Origin of the sequence: Afipia birgiae 34632 (assembly GCF_000308295.2) — a bacterium.
GTDB classification, from domain to species: Bacteria; Pseudomonadota; Alphaproteobacteria; order Rhizobiales; family Xanthobacteraceae; genus Afipia; species Afipia birgiae.
In genome coordinates this window covers 2,066,076-2,079,433 of the sequence record NZ_HG326652.1, presented here as the reverse complement: position 1 = coordinate 2,079,433, position 13,358 = coordinate 2,066,076, and the positions used below count along the sequence as shown (strand labels likewise).

11 protein-coding genes are annotated in these 13,358 nt (G+C 60.0%); 6 read left to right on the top strand and 5 right to left on the bottom strand.

Annotation, left to right across the window (positions count from 1 at the left end; translation table 11 throughout):
• Nucleotides 1–5: 5 nt before the first annotated feature.
• The 3 genes from BN32_RS09840 to BN32_RS09830 form a co-directional block, all read right to left on the bottom strand.
• Nucleotides 6–1,145 (bottom strand): thiolase C-terminal domain-containing protein, encoded by a 1,140-nt coding sequence (locus BN32_RS09840; protein WP_019198010.1) that lies wholly within the window; start codon nt 1,143–1,145, stop codon nt 6–8.
• A 4-nt stretch (nt 1,146–1,149) separates the two neighbouring features.
• Nucleotides 1,150–1,563 (bottom strand): Zn-ribbon domain-containing OB-fold protein, encoded by a 414-nt coding sequence (locus tag BN32_RS09835; protein WP_019198009.1) that lies wholly within the window; start codon nt 1,561–1,563, stop codon nt 1,150–1,152.
• A 136-nt stretch (nt 1,564–1,699) separates the two neighbouring features.
• Nucleotides 1,700–2,881 (bottom strand): glycosyltransferase, encoded by a 1,182-nt coding sequence (locus tag BN32_RS09830; RefSeq protein ID WP_019198008.1) that lies wholly within the window; start codon nt 2,879–2,881, stop codon nt 1,700–1,702.
• Nucleotides 2,882–2,969: 88 nt separating this feature from the next.
• Here BN32_RS09830 and BN32_RS09825 point away from each other — a divergent pair, with 88 nt between their 5' ends.
• The 4 genes from BN32_RS09825 to BN32_RS27685 all read left to right on the top strand — a co-directional run bounded on the left by BN32_RS09825 (nt 2,970) and on the right by BN32_RS27685 (nt 7,183).
• Entirely contained in the window at nt 2,970–4,745 is a 1,776-nt protein-coding gene (locus tag BN32_RS09825) for a glycosyltransferase (protein ID WP_019198007.1), read from the top strand.
• Between the two features lie 127 nt (nt 4,746–4,872).
• Complete coding sequence (locus BN32_RS09820; RefSeq protein WP_051488454.1) at nt 4,873–6,234, top strand: tetratricopeptide repeat protein; 1,362 nt, start codon at nt 4,873–4,875, stop codon at nt 6,232–6,234.
• 11 nt (nt 6,235–6,245) lie between these two features.
• Nucleotides 6,246–6,803, top strand: a complete 558-nt coding sequence (locus tag BN32_RS27690) for a FecR family protein (RefSeq protein ID WP_019198005.1) — start codon at nt 6,246–6,248, stop codon at nt 6,801–6,803.
• 17 nt (nt 6,804–6,820) lie between these two features.
• The gene (locus BN32_RS27685) at nt 6,821–7,183 is read left to right on the top strand and encodes a hypothetical protein (RefSeq protein WP_019198004.1); all 363 of its coding nucleotides are present in this window, start codon (nt 6,821–6,823) and stop codon (nt 7,181–7,183) included.
• A 66-nt stretch (nt 7,184–7,249) separates the two neighbouring features.
• Here the strand turns inward: BN32_RS27685 and BN32_RS09810 are convergent, their stop codons facing one another.
• A complete protein-coding gene (locus BN32_RS09810) occupies nt 7,250–8,158 on the bottom strand; it encodes a LysR family transcriptional regulator (protein ID WP_019198003.1) in 909 nt (302 codons plus the stop codon).
• 199 nt (nt 8,159–8,357) lie between these two features.
• Here BN32_RS09810 and BN32_RS09805 point away from each other — a divergent pair, with 199 nt between their 5' ends.
• On the top strand, nt 8,358–9,410 hold the full coding sequence (locus BN32_RS09805; protein ID WP_019198002.1) for an alcohol dehydrogenase: 1,053 nt from the start codon (nt 8,358–8,360) through the stop codon (nt 9,408–9,410).
• 134 nt (nt 9,411–9,544) lie between these two features.
• On the opposite strand, the gene BN32_RS09800 is transcribed toward BN32_RS09805, so the two are convergent.
• Nucleotides 9,545–12,247 (bottom strand): bifunctional acetate--CoA ligase family protein/GNAT family N-acetyltransferase, encoded by a 2,703-nt coding sequence (locus tag BN32_RS09800; RefSeq protein ID WP_019198001.1) that lies wholly within the window; start codon nt 12,245–12,247, stop codon nt 9,545–9,547.
• A 277-nt stretch (nt 12,248–12,524) separates the two neighbouring features.
• Here BN32_RS09800 and BN32_RS09790 point away from each other — a divergent pair, with 277 nt between their 5' ends.
• On the top strand, nt 12,525–13,325 hold the full coding sequence (locus BN32_RS09790) for an esterase/lipase family protein (protein ID WP_040425615.1): 801 nt from the start codon (nt 12,525–12,527) through the stop codon (nt 13,323–13,325).
• The last annotated feature ends 33 nt before the right edge of the window (nt 13,326–13,358 follow it).

Below are 13,358 nucleotides of genomic sequence, written 5' to 3'. Positions count from 1 at the left end.
CGCTGTCAGCGTTCGTTGGTGAAAATGATGGTGCCGCTGGCGGCGAACATCCCGCCGACGCCGTGGCAGACCGAGATCTTCGCGCCCGGCACCTGCGCCGGTGCGATGCCGCGCATCTGCCGCACGCTTTCCTGCAGGGCGTACATTCCGTACATGCCGGAATGCATGTAGCTGAGGCCGCCGCCATTGGTGTTCATCGGCAGTTTGCCGCCGATGGCGGTCTTGCGGTCGGCGATGAACTTGCCGGTTTCTTCATGCGGCATGAAGCCGAGATCGCCGAGGCCGAACAGCGGCAGGTGCGCGAAGGCGTCGTAGATCATCAGGTGATCGACATCCTTGTGCGCGATGCCGGCCTCGCGGAACGCGGTCGGGCCCGCCACCTTGAACGCGCGGGATGAGTTGAAGGTCTCCATCTGGCTGACCATCGGCGTTTCGACGCTCTCGCCGGTGCCGAGGATATAGACCGGCTTTTGCGGGAAATCCTTGGCGCGGTCGGCGCTGGTCAGGATCAGTGCGCCGCCACCGTCGGTGACGAGGCAGCATTGCAGGATGCGGAACGGATAGGCGATCATCCGCGAGTTGAGCACATCCTCGACGGTGATCGGATCCTTCATCATGGCGCGCGGGTTCTTCGCGGCCCATTCGCGTTGAACCACCGACACCATCGCGATCTGCTCGTGGGTGATGCCGTAGGTCCTCATGTAACGCAGGACGGGAATCGGAAACATGCTGGGCGGGCCGTAGACGCCGAACGGCGCCTCGAACTGGCCTTGCAGGCTGTCCGCCGGAATCGAGCGCGGCAGCTTACCGATCATCGACTTTCCGCTCTCGGCATGGGTGATGAGCACCGTCTTGCACAGACCTGCCTCGATCGCTGCCGCGGCGTGGCGAACGTGCAGCATGAACGAGCAGCCGCCGACGGACGTTCCGTCAACCCATGTCGGCGTGATGCCGAGGTAATGTGCGAGTTGCTGTGGCGTTTCGACTGCGGTGGCGATGCCGTCGATGTCCGACAGCTTCAGTCCCGCATCCGCCAGCGCGTTCAGCGCGGCGTCCGCGTGCAACTGGATCTGCGACATGTCGGGAATGACGCCAAGCTTGGTGGTTTCTGCCGCACCAACGACGGCAACTTGATTTCTGCGCATGGTTTTAACCCTTCGCCGGGCGGAACTGGGAAAGGGTAATCTTGTCGCTGACCTTCTCGAATGCGACTTCGAGCTTCATATCGAGCACGAGTGCCTCGGGCGTCTGCGGGCAATCGAGGATATTGCTCATCATCCGCGGACCTTCATCGAGTTCGACGACGGCGATGGCATAAGGCGGCGTGAATCCCGGCGCGGCGGGACGGTGATTGATCACATAGCTGTAGAGCTTGCCCTTGCCGCTGGCCTTGAACACGCTGACCTTGCGCGAGGCACAGGACGGGCAGAACGGGCGCGGCGGAAAATAGACGTTCGAGCAATCGTCGCAGCGCTGCAGACGAAGTTCCCCTGACTGTGTGCCATCCCAAAAGTGCTGGGTTTCGGGTGTTGGCACCGGCAAGGCGCGCGAAGGTGCAGCCATCTGCAGTCTCTCCCTGATCATTTTGCTTTTGTTAATTGGTCGATTAACTTTATGCCGGTAATCCCAGCCGCAGGCAAGTGGCGTCCCCAAAGCGAAAAATAGGGGCAGACATGCACGGTTGCCGAACGGCGCTCGGCTATTTCCCGAGAAGTTTCAGGGAGGCGGCTTCGAACGTTTCAAGCGGCTTCATGTTTGTCAGCATTTCGCGATGCTCATGGCCGGCCTGCGCTGCACGGTGTCGCATGCCATCGTCTGCAAGGATTGCATCCAGCGATTTGGCAACATCGACCTGCGGCTCGAAACTATCAATGACCTTTCCGAGACGTGCATTCTCGATTTGGAGGCCGTTCAGAAGCTGCTCGATATGAGTTGCCATAACAAGTTGGGGGATGCCTGCGGCGATTGCGTGAGCTGCCAGTCCGCCGCCGCCAAAGTGAATAACGAGGCGTGCTGATGCCAGCGTCTCGCTTAGCGGCAAATGCTGCGAATGGACTTGTGCTCCGCGGCGCACCAGTTCGTCGGACTGCCCGCTCGCGATGTCTGGAGCAGAGGTGATGAGGCGGCTGGCGAGGGGAAGCAAAGCCGGAACGATGTCGAACGGCAGCGCGGATAATACGCCTCGCGACAGGTAGACGAAGATGTTGTCCGCATCTTTCCGGCCTTCGAGCGGTGGACTGTCAAAAATAGGGCCTGCTAGTGGCGCCGATCTCTGTAGATCATAAGGATCGAGTACCGGAAAGGTGAGAACGATCTGCGCGTCGCCGGAAAATATTTGCGGCAGTCGTTCAAGGGGAGGCCGCCCCAGAGATCGCAGCACGCGATTGACCGTTCCCAGCGTTTCGTCCTCGTTCCAGCGCGGCGGATGGACACGATGAAGCAGCGGAAAGCGCTTCATGTCGCCGGGCGGTGCTGTGTATCCGTTTCCGACGACAATCAGCGGAATTCGCCCAAGCGACATCATGCTTGCTGCGGGCGCAGAATCCGCGACGACAAGGTCCGGGGTAATAGTTTTGAGAAGGTCGTCCCACGATTGGAGCAGCGATCGCAAGTTATGCTCGTCGGCCAGACCCGCTGAAACTAGTTGGTCGTGCATCGTCGCTGTCGAGCGAAGGGAGTGATTTTCGTTAGATGCAGTCGCCAGCCACGGCGGAGCCTGAATGATCTCCGCCTCGGTCTCCAGAAGATGCGCGGCTTCCGGATGCTTCAGCGCAAAGACCGGACGGATATCGTGGTGCTTAAGTAGTGCTGCGAAACGTCCCAGATTTGCGATATGGCCAAACCCACCACCTTGCTCCCAGGCAAAAAGAACCGTCTTCATGGCGAGGTTTGCTTTCCACTTTGCGTTTGACAACGCAGGTCGGAATACTGGCTATAATGATTGATTATCACAAGGCAATCGACATCGCATGCCCACGAAGCATCGCCAGGAAATGCGCACTTTCTGGACGGGGCCAAATCCCAGCTATTATGAAGAGCTGTCGTTGCGGAGCGCGGTCGCGTCAGGCGCGCGTGTTTTGTTGTACACCTACAATAAAAATCTGATCGTGCCCGAAGGTGTTGAACTTGTGGATGCGCGCGAGGTTCTGTCCGGCCCGCTCTACCAATTTCATCATAATGACGGCGACCTTTCGCTTGCGTTGCACTCCGACCTGTTCAGATACCTCGCTATCCAGAAATTTGGCGGCTGGTATATGGACCTCGATATCGTCGTGATGAAAACGGTGTTGCCCGACGACAAGCTCTATCTCGCCTATCAGGAGGAGGGCGTCGTTAATGCTGCCGTCATGAAGTTTCCCGCTCAGGCACCGATCATGACGGCTGCAATCGATGAGGCGATGAGGCTTTTGCCGGCAGCGGGGACCGCCGCGCCGGGAGCCGATCATGGTATTGTTGGACCGAAGCTCATTACACGCCTTTCGTCCGAATATGCGATCGACCATTTGGTTCGCCCGAAAGTCAGCGCTTACGAGATACACCCCAACGAAGTTCTGATGTTCTTCGATCCCCGCCAATGTGAGGCCGTTTTGGAGCGGCTGGCTTCAAGCGATTTCGTGCATCTCTGGAATGATCTGTGGCGTGCTCTGCGCATTCCCAAGAACCTCGGACCACCAGAAGGCAGTTTTCTGGATTCGCTGTTCAAGCGTTTTGGAATCGTTGTTCCGCAGGGAGCGCGTCTGTCCTACGAGGCCGTTGAAGGATGGTTTCGGGAATTCTGGGTGATGAAGGAAATGAAGCAAAAGCTCGCCACCCAGCGCGTGCCGTACGACGCATTGGATCATCTGGCCCGATCAATCCAGATCAACGGCTGGCAGCCGGGCGTGCGTCCTTTCAGTCATGCCGCGGTTCCATCGCATGGAGATCATCCACTCGCCGCCGAGCCCCAAACGCTGAGAACATTCTGGTACGGTGAGACGATCGGCCCCTATCAGTTGATGTGCTTGAAAAGCTTCGCGGCCAGCGGACATCGCGTCGAGGTATTTTCTTACAATCGCGACTTGAACGTCCCGGACTGGATACGTGTCGAGGATGCAGCCGAAGTCCTGCCACGCGAGGTTGTCCTAAAGCCATTGGGCGAAGAGGGCGCTTTCGCCATTCACGCAAATCTGTTCCGGTATGCGCTGCTTCAGAAGGTGGGCGGATGGTGGATCGATCCTGATGTCCTGTTGCTGACGCCTGATCTTCCATCGGGCAATGTCTTCTTCGCCGGTTTGGACGTGTTCGGCCGGGTGCCGACCGGTGTTTTGAAATTTCCGGTGGGGCACGGGTTGCTGACGGAGGCGCTGGCGGAAGTTGAAGGTCTTTCCGGTTCTTTTGAGGACTGGGAGAAATCCGGCTCGGCTTTGCTCACGTCGCTTGTCGAGCGGCACGAGCTGAGTGGTAAAATCCGGAATCAGGTGCCTCTCGGCCCAGTCTCCTGGTTCGATGTGGCGGACCTGTTCAATCCGGACAGCGCCGAGAGATTGAATCGATTGTGCAAGGATTTTCATTTCCTGCACCTTCATGACGATGTTTGGCGCCGTGCCGGGATACCGCACGATCTTGCTCCGCCTGAAGGCTCATTCCTTGATGGTCAAATCCAGAAGTACAGCGTAAATGCTGATTTTCCGGCAAAAATTTCTTTCCGCGAACTGAACCGATGGGTCGCGCACATGTACCAATCCCTAAGCCAGAGGCAGACCTGATCGAGTTCAGCAAGGCCGCGTTTTCCAGCGGCTGTATCAATTCGGCCACGCGATGCAGGCCGTACGGCGTTGATTAGATGCCGCTTTTATGGTTCTTCCGGGGGCATTGGCGACGGGAATTTTTGATATGTGGTTTCGAGTATTGCTCTCTTTGGGAGGGCCGCGGGCGCAGGTTGTGTCGGCCCGTAGCATCTGGGTTGTGTGCGCACTTGTCTTTTTCGCTCATGCGGGAGCAGCGCGCGCGCAGGATGCGGCAGAGCAGCAGCAGCTGTTTCAGCAGATGGTGCGGAATCCCGCAAATCACGAAGTGACGTTTGCTTTCGTCAAGGTTGCGACCGCACGCGGGGATTACGAAGCTGCGATCGGTGCGCTCGAGCGGCTGCTGTTCTACAATTCCAAACTGACGCGCGTGAAATACGAGCTCGGTGCGCTGTATTTCCGGCTCGGCTCCTATGAAATGGCAAAGCGTTACTTCAAGGAAGCACTCGCCAGTCCCGATATCGATGCCATCACCAAGGAGCGCGTCGAAACCTATCTTCCGGATACCGAGAAGCAGCTTCAGCCGAGCCGGTTCTCCGGTTTCGCGCAGACCGGCATCCGCTCGCAGAGCAATGCGAGTTTCGCGCCCGGTGGCGGTGTCCTTCGTCTCGGTGGTCAGGATCTCGCCCTGCTGCCGACCGCACGGCAGAAGAGCGACATCAACTGGTTCGGACTGGTCGGCCTGAGCCACGACTATGATTTGCAGAACCCGCGTGGTGACATTCTCGAAACGCGCGCGGTTGGATACCTCACCGAGCAATCGCGCCTGAAGGATCTCAACGTCGGCTTCGTCGATGTCAGCTTCGGTCCTCGGCTTGCCCTCGCACCTGAACTTCTGCCAGGCGTCACCATCAAGCCCTATGTGGTGGGTGGAAATACCTGGGTCGGGGGCTCATCGTACTTTTCGACAGCAGGCGCCGGCGTCGGCGTGAAGGTCCCGGTGAACGACAAGTTCTCCTTCGGCCCCGATTTCGAATGGCGTCGCTCAGATTTCAGAACAACCGATCCTGTCGCTGGCTTCAACTCCGGCGATTGGTACACGACCAGCCTCGCGGCAAGCTGGAACATCGCACAACAGATCAAGCTGGATGCGCGTGGGCTATATCGGCGGGGCGACTCTGCATTCGCGTTCCAGTCCTTCGACCAGTGGGCTATGGAAGCCGCCCTAACGCTGGAGTTCGCGCCGCCATTCGCCTGGATGTCACGTAACTGGAGTGTGGCGCCGTTCGTCCGGTGGATCGAAACGCGTTTCGATGCGCCGAATCCGTTTATCGATCCGCTGATTGCACGTAGCGACAACCAGTGGTCGGTGGGCGCACTGTTTAACGCGTCTGTGACGAAGAACTTCGGCATTTCGGCTGCGGTCCAGTACGACAAGACCAATTCCTCGCTGCCGAACTATCGCCTGGATAATTTCTCCGTGATGTTCGGCCCGACCGCTCGCTTCTGAGGGTGCAGCAGATGTTATTTTCCAAAGAGACATATTTCACGTCGTTTCTGACGGTGCTGCTTTCCACGACTGCGCTTATTCCTGCGGCCGAGGCGCAAAACTCGGGGCGGGTCGGCGCGGTCAATCTTGACGCAACCGGAACTCCGCCGGGCGCAGGTACCCGCACGCTCACCATCGGCGCCAACGTGATCTACAAGGAGCGGGTGCAGACGTCTGCGCAAGGGTCGACGCAGATCATGTTTCCCGACACATCGACGCTGAATGTCGGCAGCAACAGCAACATCGTGATTGACGAGTACGTCTACGATCCCAATGCCGGGACCGGCAAAATGGTGGCGACCGTCTCCAAGGGCGTGATGCGCTTCGTCGGCGGGCAGATCAGCCACACCGCGGGCGTCACGGTGAAGACACCGGTTGCGACGCTCGGCATTCGCGGTGGCGTTGCTACGGTTGTTATCCGATCCCGCCGGGTTTCACCGGCTCCGATCCGAAACTGTCGCAGGCGAGGGGCGAGATCGTCATCGGCCACGTCGGCTCAGTCATTATCAAGAACAATGTCGGCTCGGTGATTGTTCGGCCGGGCTATATGACCTGGGTGTCTGGTCCGAACGATCCGATACCGGAGCCGTTCCCTATCCCTGATTTCCTGTTGCAGAAGATCATGGCTGCGCTGACCAGCGGCCCGGGGCAGACTGGCGGTATCAACGATTTGCCGACCGACCAGATGGCCGCGCGGCTTGGCTTCGGCAAAACCATCGTCACGGATCCGGCGAAGCCGCCGGGTACGGATCCGCTTGGATATTTCTCGATCTTCGACGGCGGCAATGCGATCGCGAAGAACAAGTCACAATCCAACCAGACCAATCAAGTCAATCAACCCAATCAGGTCCAACAGCCGCCGCCGAATACAAATCCGGGCGGCTGTTATGGGTATTGCTATCCCAACTGATCTGGCGATCACGGGAACGACATCGCCGTTCTGACTCGTATAGCGGCCGCAGCCTCAGGGCCGATTTCACTTCTGGCTTTTAGGCAGGAACAGCGCCTGAGCCTCGCTGACCTGTTCGGCTATGAAGTCCGCAGTGACCCTGACGCGCGCGATGTTGCGCAGGTCGCTGTGCAGCAGCAGCCAGAATGTCCTGATCAAGCGAAAGCTCGGCAGCACTCGCACGAGCTCCGGCTCCGGTTGCGCGATGAAGCATGGCAGGACGCAAAGGCCAGCGCCGGCGATAGTGGAATTCAGTTGTGCAATCAGGTTTGAACTCTTGATCGCGGGTCGCAGATCGGGTGAAACGAAATGCGTATATTCCAGCTCCGGCGAGAAAATCAGATCATCGATGTATGAAATGAACCGATGAGAGGGGACATCGGCAACGGTCTCGATAGCGGGATTATTGGCAAGGTATCCGCGCGACGCGTACAGCCCGAGTTCGTAATCCGTCAGCTTGCGCGAGTGCAGCCGCCCTTCGCTCGGCTGCGTCAGGCTCACGGCGATGTCGGCTTCACGCCGGGAGAGGCTGAACTCGCGCGGCATCGCGACGAGTTCGACGGTGAGATCGGGGTGGCGGTTGCTGAGTTCGCCAAGGCGCTGCGCCAGGAACTTCGTTCCGAAGCCGTCCGGCGTGCCGATGCGGACCGCGCCGTTGGCTTGCAGCTTTGCATCGCCGATCGATTGCGCTGCCGACGTCGCGAGTTGGTCCATCTGTTCGGCCATTTCGAGCAACCGGTCGCCGGCCTCTGTGAGGGATGATCCGCTGGTCCGGCGATCGAACAATTGGGAGCCCAGCGATGCTTCAAGTGCGGCAATCCGCCGGCTGAGCGTCGAATAGTCGATCTTCAGTCGCTTGGCGGCGGCGGTCATGCTGCCGGAGCGTGTAATCGCCAGAAACGATCGGACGAGATTCCAGTCAAACTGGTCGGTCATCGCAGTTGCTCTCGATATTGCCCGGCGAACCCTCTGCCGGTCCGCCTTGCGTAGTCCATCCGGTGCCATTGGCCAAGGTTCATATAGCGACGGCGGGCACGGCGCCGTCTGTATTGACAGCCCAGCCTTCGCTCGCCTCTACTCCCGCTCGAACAAAACCCGCGGGCCAGGCGGCCGGAAAAGAAAGGGGAGAGATGGGATGAAGAGCTTCAAGGTCACTGAATTCAACGCTCCGTTGACGGAAGTCGACATCGCGACCCCAAAGCCGGAGGGCACGCAGGTCCTGCTGAAGGTCAAGGCCGCCGGGGTCTGTCACAGCGACCTCCACATCTGGGAGGGGGGATACGATCTCGGCCATGGCCGCAGGTTGTCGCTGAAGGATCGCGGTGTTTCTCTGCCGCTGACGATGGGACACGAAACGGTCGGCGAGGTCGTGGCGTTCGGGCCCGAGGCCAAGGGCGTTGCAGTCGGCGATGTGCGGCTGGTGTATCCGTGGCTCGGTTGCGGCAAATGCGACACCTGCCTCGCTGGCGACGAGAACATGTGCATCGTTAAGCCGAATTCGATCGGCGTTTATTGTGATGGCGGCTACGCCGATCACATCACGGTTCGCCATCCGCGCTATCTTATCGACCTCAAGGGTCTCGATCCGGTGACGGCTGCACCGTATGCCTGCTCTGGCGTCACGACATACAGCGCGATCAAGAAACTCGAATCTGTTCTGGACCAACCTATCGTGATCTTCGGAGCAGGCGGGCTCGGCTTGATGGCGCTGTCGCTTCTCAAAGCGATGGGCGGCAAGGGCGCTATCGTGGTCGACATTGATGCCAGCAAACGTAAGGCTGCCGAGGAGGCGGGCGCGTTGGCATCGGTCGACGGCGGCGCGCCGGATGCCTTGCAGCAGATCACGTCGAAAGCGGGTGGGCCGATTAGGGGCGTGATCGATCTGGTCGGCAATGCAGCGACGGCGGCACTGGGGTTCGATTGCCTGAGCAAGGGCGGCAAACTCGTCGTCGTTGGCCTGTTCGGCGGCGGAGCCCCGTGGGCATTGCCGCTCATTCCAATCAAGGCGATTACGATTCAGGGGAGCTATGTCGGTAATCTGCGTGAGACGCAGGAGTTGATCGATCTCGTGCGCGAGAAGGGGATCGCGCCGATCCCGGTCACCACCCGGCCGCTCTCTCAAGCCGACGCTTCGCTGAAGGACCTGCAGCAGGGCAAGCTGGTCGGCCGCGCGGTGCTGGTGCCCTGACGATGCGCGTTCAGAGCGGCGCTGCGGCGCCGCTCAATGCGTCAGGATACTGGCGTAAGCCCAGAGGATGATGGCCAGCGCGATCGTTGCGGAAATCACAATTCGTGCCATGATCAATCTCCGGGAAGCGGCATCTATTTCGCGTGCGTACCGAGCGGAAGAACGACGAGTGAAATATCCGAGTTCTGCGGATCGGGACGAACTTCGAATCCGAGCCGCCGACACATGTCCAGCATTCTGTTGTTTCGGCTCAGTACTTGGCCCCGGATAGCGCGAACGCCTTCCGCCTGGCCGTACTCGATAATCATTTTCATGAACAGTAAGCCGAGGCCGACGCCCTTGAGGTCGGATCGCACAAGCACTGCGAATTCCGAACTAGCGAAGTCGGCGTCGGTATGAAGGCGCACCACGCCCAGTATTTTTCCGGTGGTTTCCTCGATGGCGACGAAGGCCATTGCGCGCGCGTAGTCGAGTTGCGTCAGGCGCGCGATGAAGGGATGCGTCAGCTCTTTCATCGCGGAGAAGAACCGCAGCCGGATGTCTTCCTGGCTGACGTGGGAAAAGAACTCGGGATAGAGATGCTCGTCCTCAGGCCGGACCGGGCGCACGAAGATCCGCGTGCCGTCCTTGAGCGTTGTGTGCCGCTCCCATTCCTTCGGATAAGGCCGGATCGCAAATCGGTAGTGACCGGAACCGCGTATCGCATCGCTCAGCGGCGCGATCGACACCTGGGCGTCTGCAGCGATCACGCCATCCTTGTCCGCAAGCAGGGGATTGATGTCGAGTTCGCGAATCTCGGGCAAATCCGCCGCCATTTGGGCGATCTTCACCAGCAGCAGCGCGACCGCGCCTTCATCTGCCGCCGGGACGTCGCGATAACTCTTGAGAATGCGCGAGACGCGGGTACGCGCAATCAGGTCCCTTGCCAGATTGAGATCGAGGGGCGGAAGCGCAAGCGCCTTGTCATTGATGACTTCTACGGCGGTGCCACCGCGCCCGAATACCACGACCGGACCGAAGCTTGGATCGTCGGCAAGGCCAGCGATCAGTTCGCGCGCGCGTGGACGCAGGATCATCGGATGGATGGTCACGCCGTCGATGCGTGCCTTTGGGCGCATCTTGGCGGCACGCTGCAGGATTTCCTCGGTTGCGACATGGACAGCGCGCTCACTGGTCAGGTTCAGACGCACGCCGCCGACGTCGGATTTGTTCAGAATGTCGGCTGAACTGATCTTGACGACGACGGTGTTGCCTGCCGCCAGGATCGCGGTTGCGGCGCGCGCGGCCTGATCCGGATCGCGCGCCAGCGTGGCCGAGGCAATCGGGAGCGCGTAGGCAGCGAACAGTTCGGTGATCTCGATCGGATTAAGCCAGCCGCGCTTGTCTTGCAGGGCGTTCTGGACGATTGCGCGTCCAGCCGCCACATCTGGCGCGAAGTCTTCCGGCAGGCTGGGCGGCGTCTGCATCGCAACGTCCAGCCCTTCGCGATAACGGACGATATGCATGAAGCCACGCACGGCATCTGCCTCGCTGGAAAAATGTGGGATGCCGGCTTCGCCGAAGACGCTGCTGGCGGCTCCGCTATCGCCCACCCAGGCAGCGAACACCGGTTTGCGGGAATAGGTCTCGGCACGGTACTTTTTAACGGCGCCAACCACAGCCTGTGCGGATTCAACCGGGGGGGCCAGCGTGTTCGGTGCGTTCATGATCAGAACCGCATTGTTGGCGGTATCGCCCAACACTTGCTCGCAAGCCTGCGCGTAGCGTTCGCCATCGGCGTCGCCAAGAATGTCGACGGGATTGGCGCCGGACCACCGCTCCGGCAGCACCTTGTTGAGGCTCTTTTTCACGTCTTCGGAAAGCCCAGCGAGTTCTCCGCCGAGATCTATCAGGCGGTCCACTGCGAGGACGCCAAGTCCGCCGCCGTTGGTGATGATTGCAAGCCGGTGTCCATGCGAGGATTGGAGGTGGCCCAGCGTTTCCGCTGCGGAGAATAATTCGTCGAGGTCGAGCACGCGCAGCAGTCCCGCCCGGCGGAACGCGGCATCGTAGACGGCGTCCGATCCTGCCAATGCGCCAGTGTGAGTTGCCGCCGCCCGCGCGCCTTGGGTGTGACGACCGGACTTAATGACAACCACGGGTTTCACGCGCGCGGCGGCCCGTGCCGCCGACATGAACTTTCGCACGTCGCTGATCGACTCGACGTAAAGCAGGATCGCGCGCGTGTCGGTATCGAGCGCAAAATAATCAAGCAGGTCGCCGAAATCGACGTCGAGGTTTTCGCCCATCGAGACGATAGCTGAAAATCCGACGTTGCGGTTCGCGGCCCATTCGACTAGCGCCGTCGAGATCGCGCCGGATTGCGAAATCAGCGCGAGGTCGCCGTCTTGCGGTAGGCGGGATGCGAAACTCGCGTTCAATTTCATACGCGGCACCATAATGCCGAGAGACGGTCCGATCAGGCGCAAGCCTGTCATTCGCGCGGTCTGGGCGATGGCTTCCGTGTACGAGCCGGTGCCGAGGCCCAGACCGGCGGAGAGCACCATCGCAGCCGGGAATCCGCGCGCGCCGGCTCTCTTCACGACCCCCGGAATGGCGGAGGGCGGTGTGGAGATGATCGTGAGGTCGGGCGTCCCCGGAATGTCTTTGATGTCGCGGAGCGTCTTGATGCCTTCGATTTCGGAGTACTTGCGGTTGACGATGTGGATCGGTCCGCTGAAACCGCCGCCGAGTAGATTGCGCAGCGTTGCTCCGCCGACGGAGGCGTGCTTCGGGCTTCCGCCGATGAGCGCAATCGAGCGCGGCGCAAACAGGTGGTCGAGGCGGTACGTACTCATGAAGGGTCTCGGGCCATCGTCGTTACAGGCTATCGCAATTGTGCAGGAAATGCGTCGGGGGCGGTCCAAGGGCATCGGGTCGCATGCGATTTCCCTGGTGCTGGCGTTGTGCACCATGTTCCGGAACATGGTGCAGAGCAATAAAATTCACCACGACGCGGTTTCCGCCGAAAGCCGATTGGCATCAGGCCCGACATGCTTCTAGACTGAGCGGACTGCCTCGATGCGGAGCAGTAAAGCGCGTGTTCAGTGAAGTTGCTTGCCCGGGCAGGTCGCAATGACAGCTAACGAGAGCCACCTCGCCGAAAAGGGCCGATTGCGCCCGCCAAGTCTCGGTTTGTTTCTTGCCGAGGGGCGGGGTGTTTTCGAACTGAACGCAACATTGCTGATGGCGCCCGCGCTTCTGACGGCTCCGCGCGGCGATGGCCATCCGGTTTTGGTCTTGCCGGGTCTGCTGGCGAGCGATGTCTCCACCCTCATCCTGCGGCGCTATCTCGACCTGTTGGGGTTCTCCACCCATCCGTGGGGCTTTGGACGGAACACCGGTGGCGTCTACAGCATGCGCGACAGGCTCGGCAAATTGCTGGCCAGCGTTCACGCTGCGACCGGCCGCAAAGTCAGTCTCGTCGGCTGGAGTCTCGGTGGCGTCTATGCCCGCGATCTGGCGTTGCGAATGCCAGACATGGTTCGCTATGTCGTGACGCTGGGCTGCCCGTTTGCCGGCGACATCACGGCGACGAACGCGAAACGCGTCTACGAAATGGTGTCGGGCGAAACCATTGAAGACGCGGACATCAAGGATATTCAAACGCTGGCCGGCGATCTGCCGGTGCCGACGTCCTCGCTCTATACGCGCTCCGATGGGATCGTGAACTGGCGTACTTGTCTTGTTCGCGAATCCGACACAGCGGAGAACATTGAGATTTCACTCGCGAGCCATATCGGAATTGGCGTCAATGCCGCGGCGCTATGGGCCGTCGCCGATCGTCTTGCGCAGCGGGAAGGTGAATTTCATCCGTTCGATTGCTCGGGGCCGTTTGCACTGGCCTATGCGCGTCCGGACAAAGTTGACGCGTAAAGGAATATTGCCAAACGAGACTCGCCGGAAAGG

What these genes read in the sequence shown, in the direction of transcription:
- BN32_RS09840 (WP_019198010.1), bottom strand. Translation starts at nt 1,145, where the DNA reads ATGCGCAGAAATCAAGTTGCCGTCGTTGGTGCGGCAGAAACCACCAAG.
- BN32_RS09835 (WP_019198009.1), bottom strand. Translation starts at nt 1,563, where the DNA reads ATGGCTGCACCTTCGCGCGCCTTGCCGGTGCCAACACCCGAAACCCAG.
- BN32_RS09830 (WP_019198008.1), bottom strand. Translation starts at nt 2,881, where the DNA reads ATGAAGACGGTTCTTTTTGCCTGGGAGCAAGGTGGTGGGTTTGGCCAT.
- BN32_RS09825 (WP_019198007.1), top strand. Translation starts at nt 2,970, where the DNA reads ATGCCCACGAAGCATCGCCAGGAAATGCGCACTTTCTGGACGGGGCCA.
- BN32_RS09820 (WP_051488454.1), top strand. Translation starts at nt 4,873, where the DNA reads ATGTGGTTTCGAGTATTGCTCTCTTTGGGAGGGCCGCGGGCGCAGGTT.
- BN32_RS27690 (WP_019198005.1), top strand. Translation starts at nt 6,246, where the DNA reads ATGTTATTTTCCAAAGAGACATATTTCACGTCGTTTCTGACGGTGCTG.
- BN32_RS27685 (WP_019198004.1), top strand. Translation starts at nt 6,821, where the DNA reads ATGACCTGGGTGTCTGGTCCGAACGATCCGATACCGGAGCCGTTCCCT.
- BN32_RS09810 (WP_019198003.1), bottom strand. Translation starts at nt 8,158, where the DNA reads ATGACCGACCAGTTTGACTGGAATCTCGTCCGATCGTTTCTGGCGATT.
- BN32_RS09805 (WP_019198002.1), top strand. Translation starts at nt 8,358, where the DNA reads ATGAAGAGCTTCAAGGTCACTGAATTCAACGCTCCGTTGACGGAAGTC.
- BN32_RS09800 (WP_019198001.1), bottom strand. Translation starts at nt 12,247, where the DNA reads ATGAGTACGTACCGCCTCGACCACCTGTTTGCGCCGCGCTCGATTGCG.
- BN32_RS09790 (WP_040425615.1), top strand. Translation starts at nt 12,525, where the DNA reads ATGACAGCTAACGAGAGCCACCTCGCCGAAAAGGGCCGATTGCGCCCG.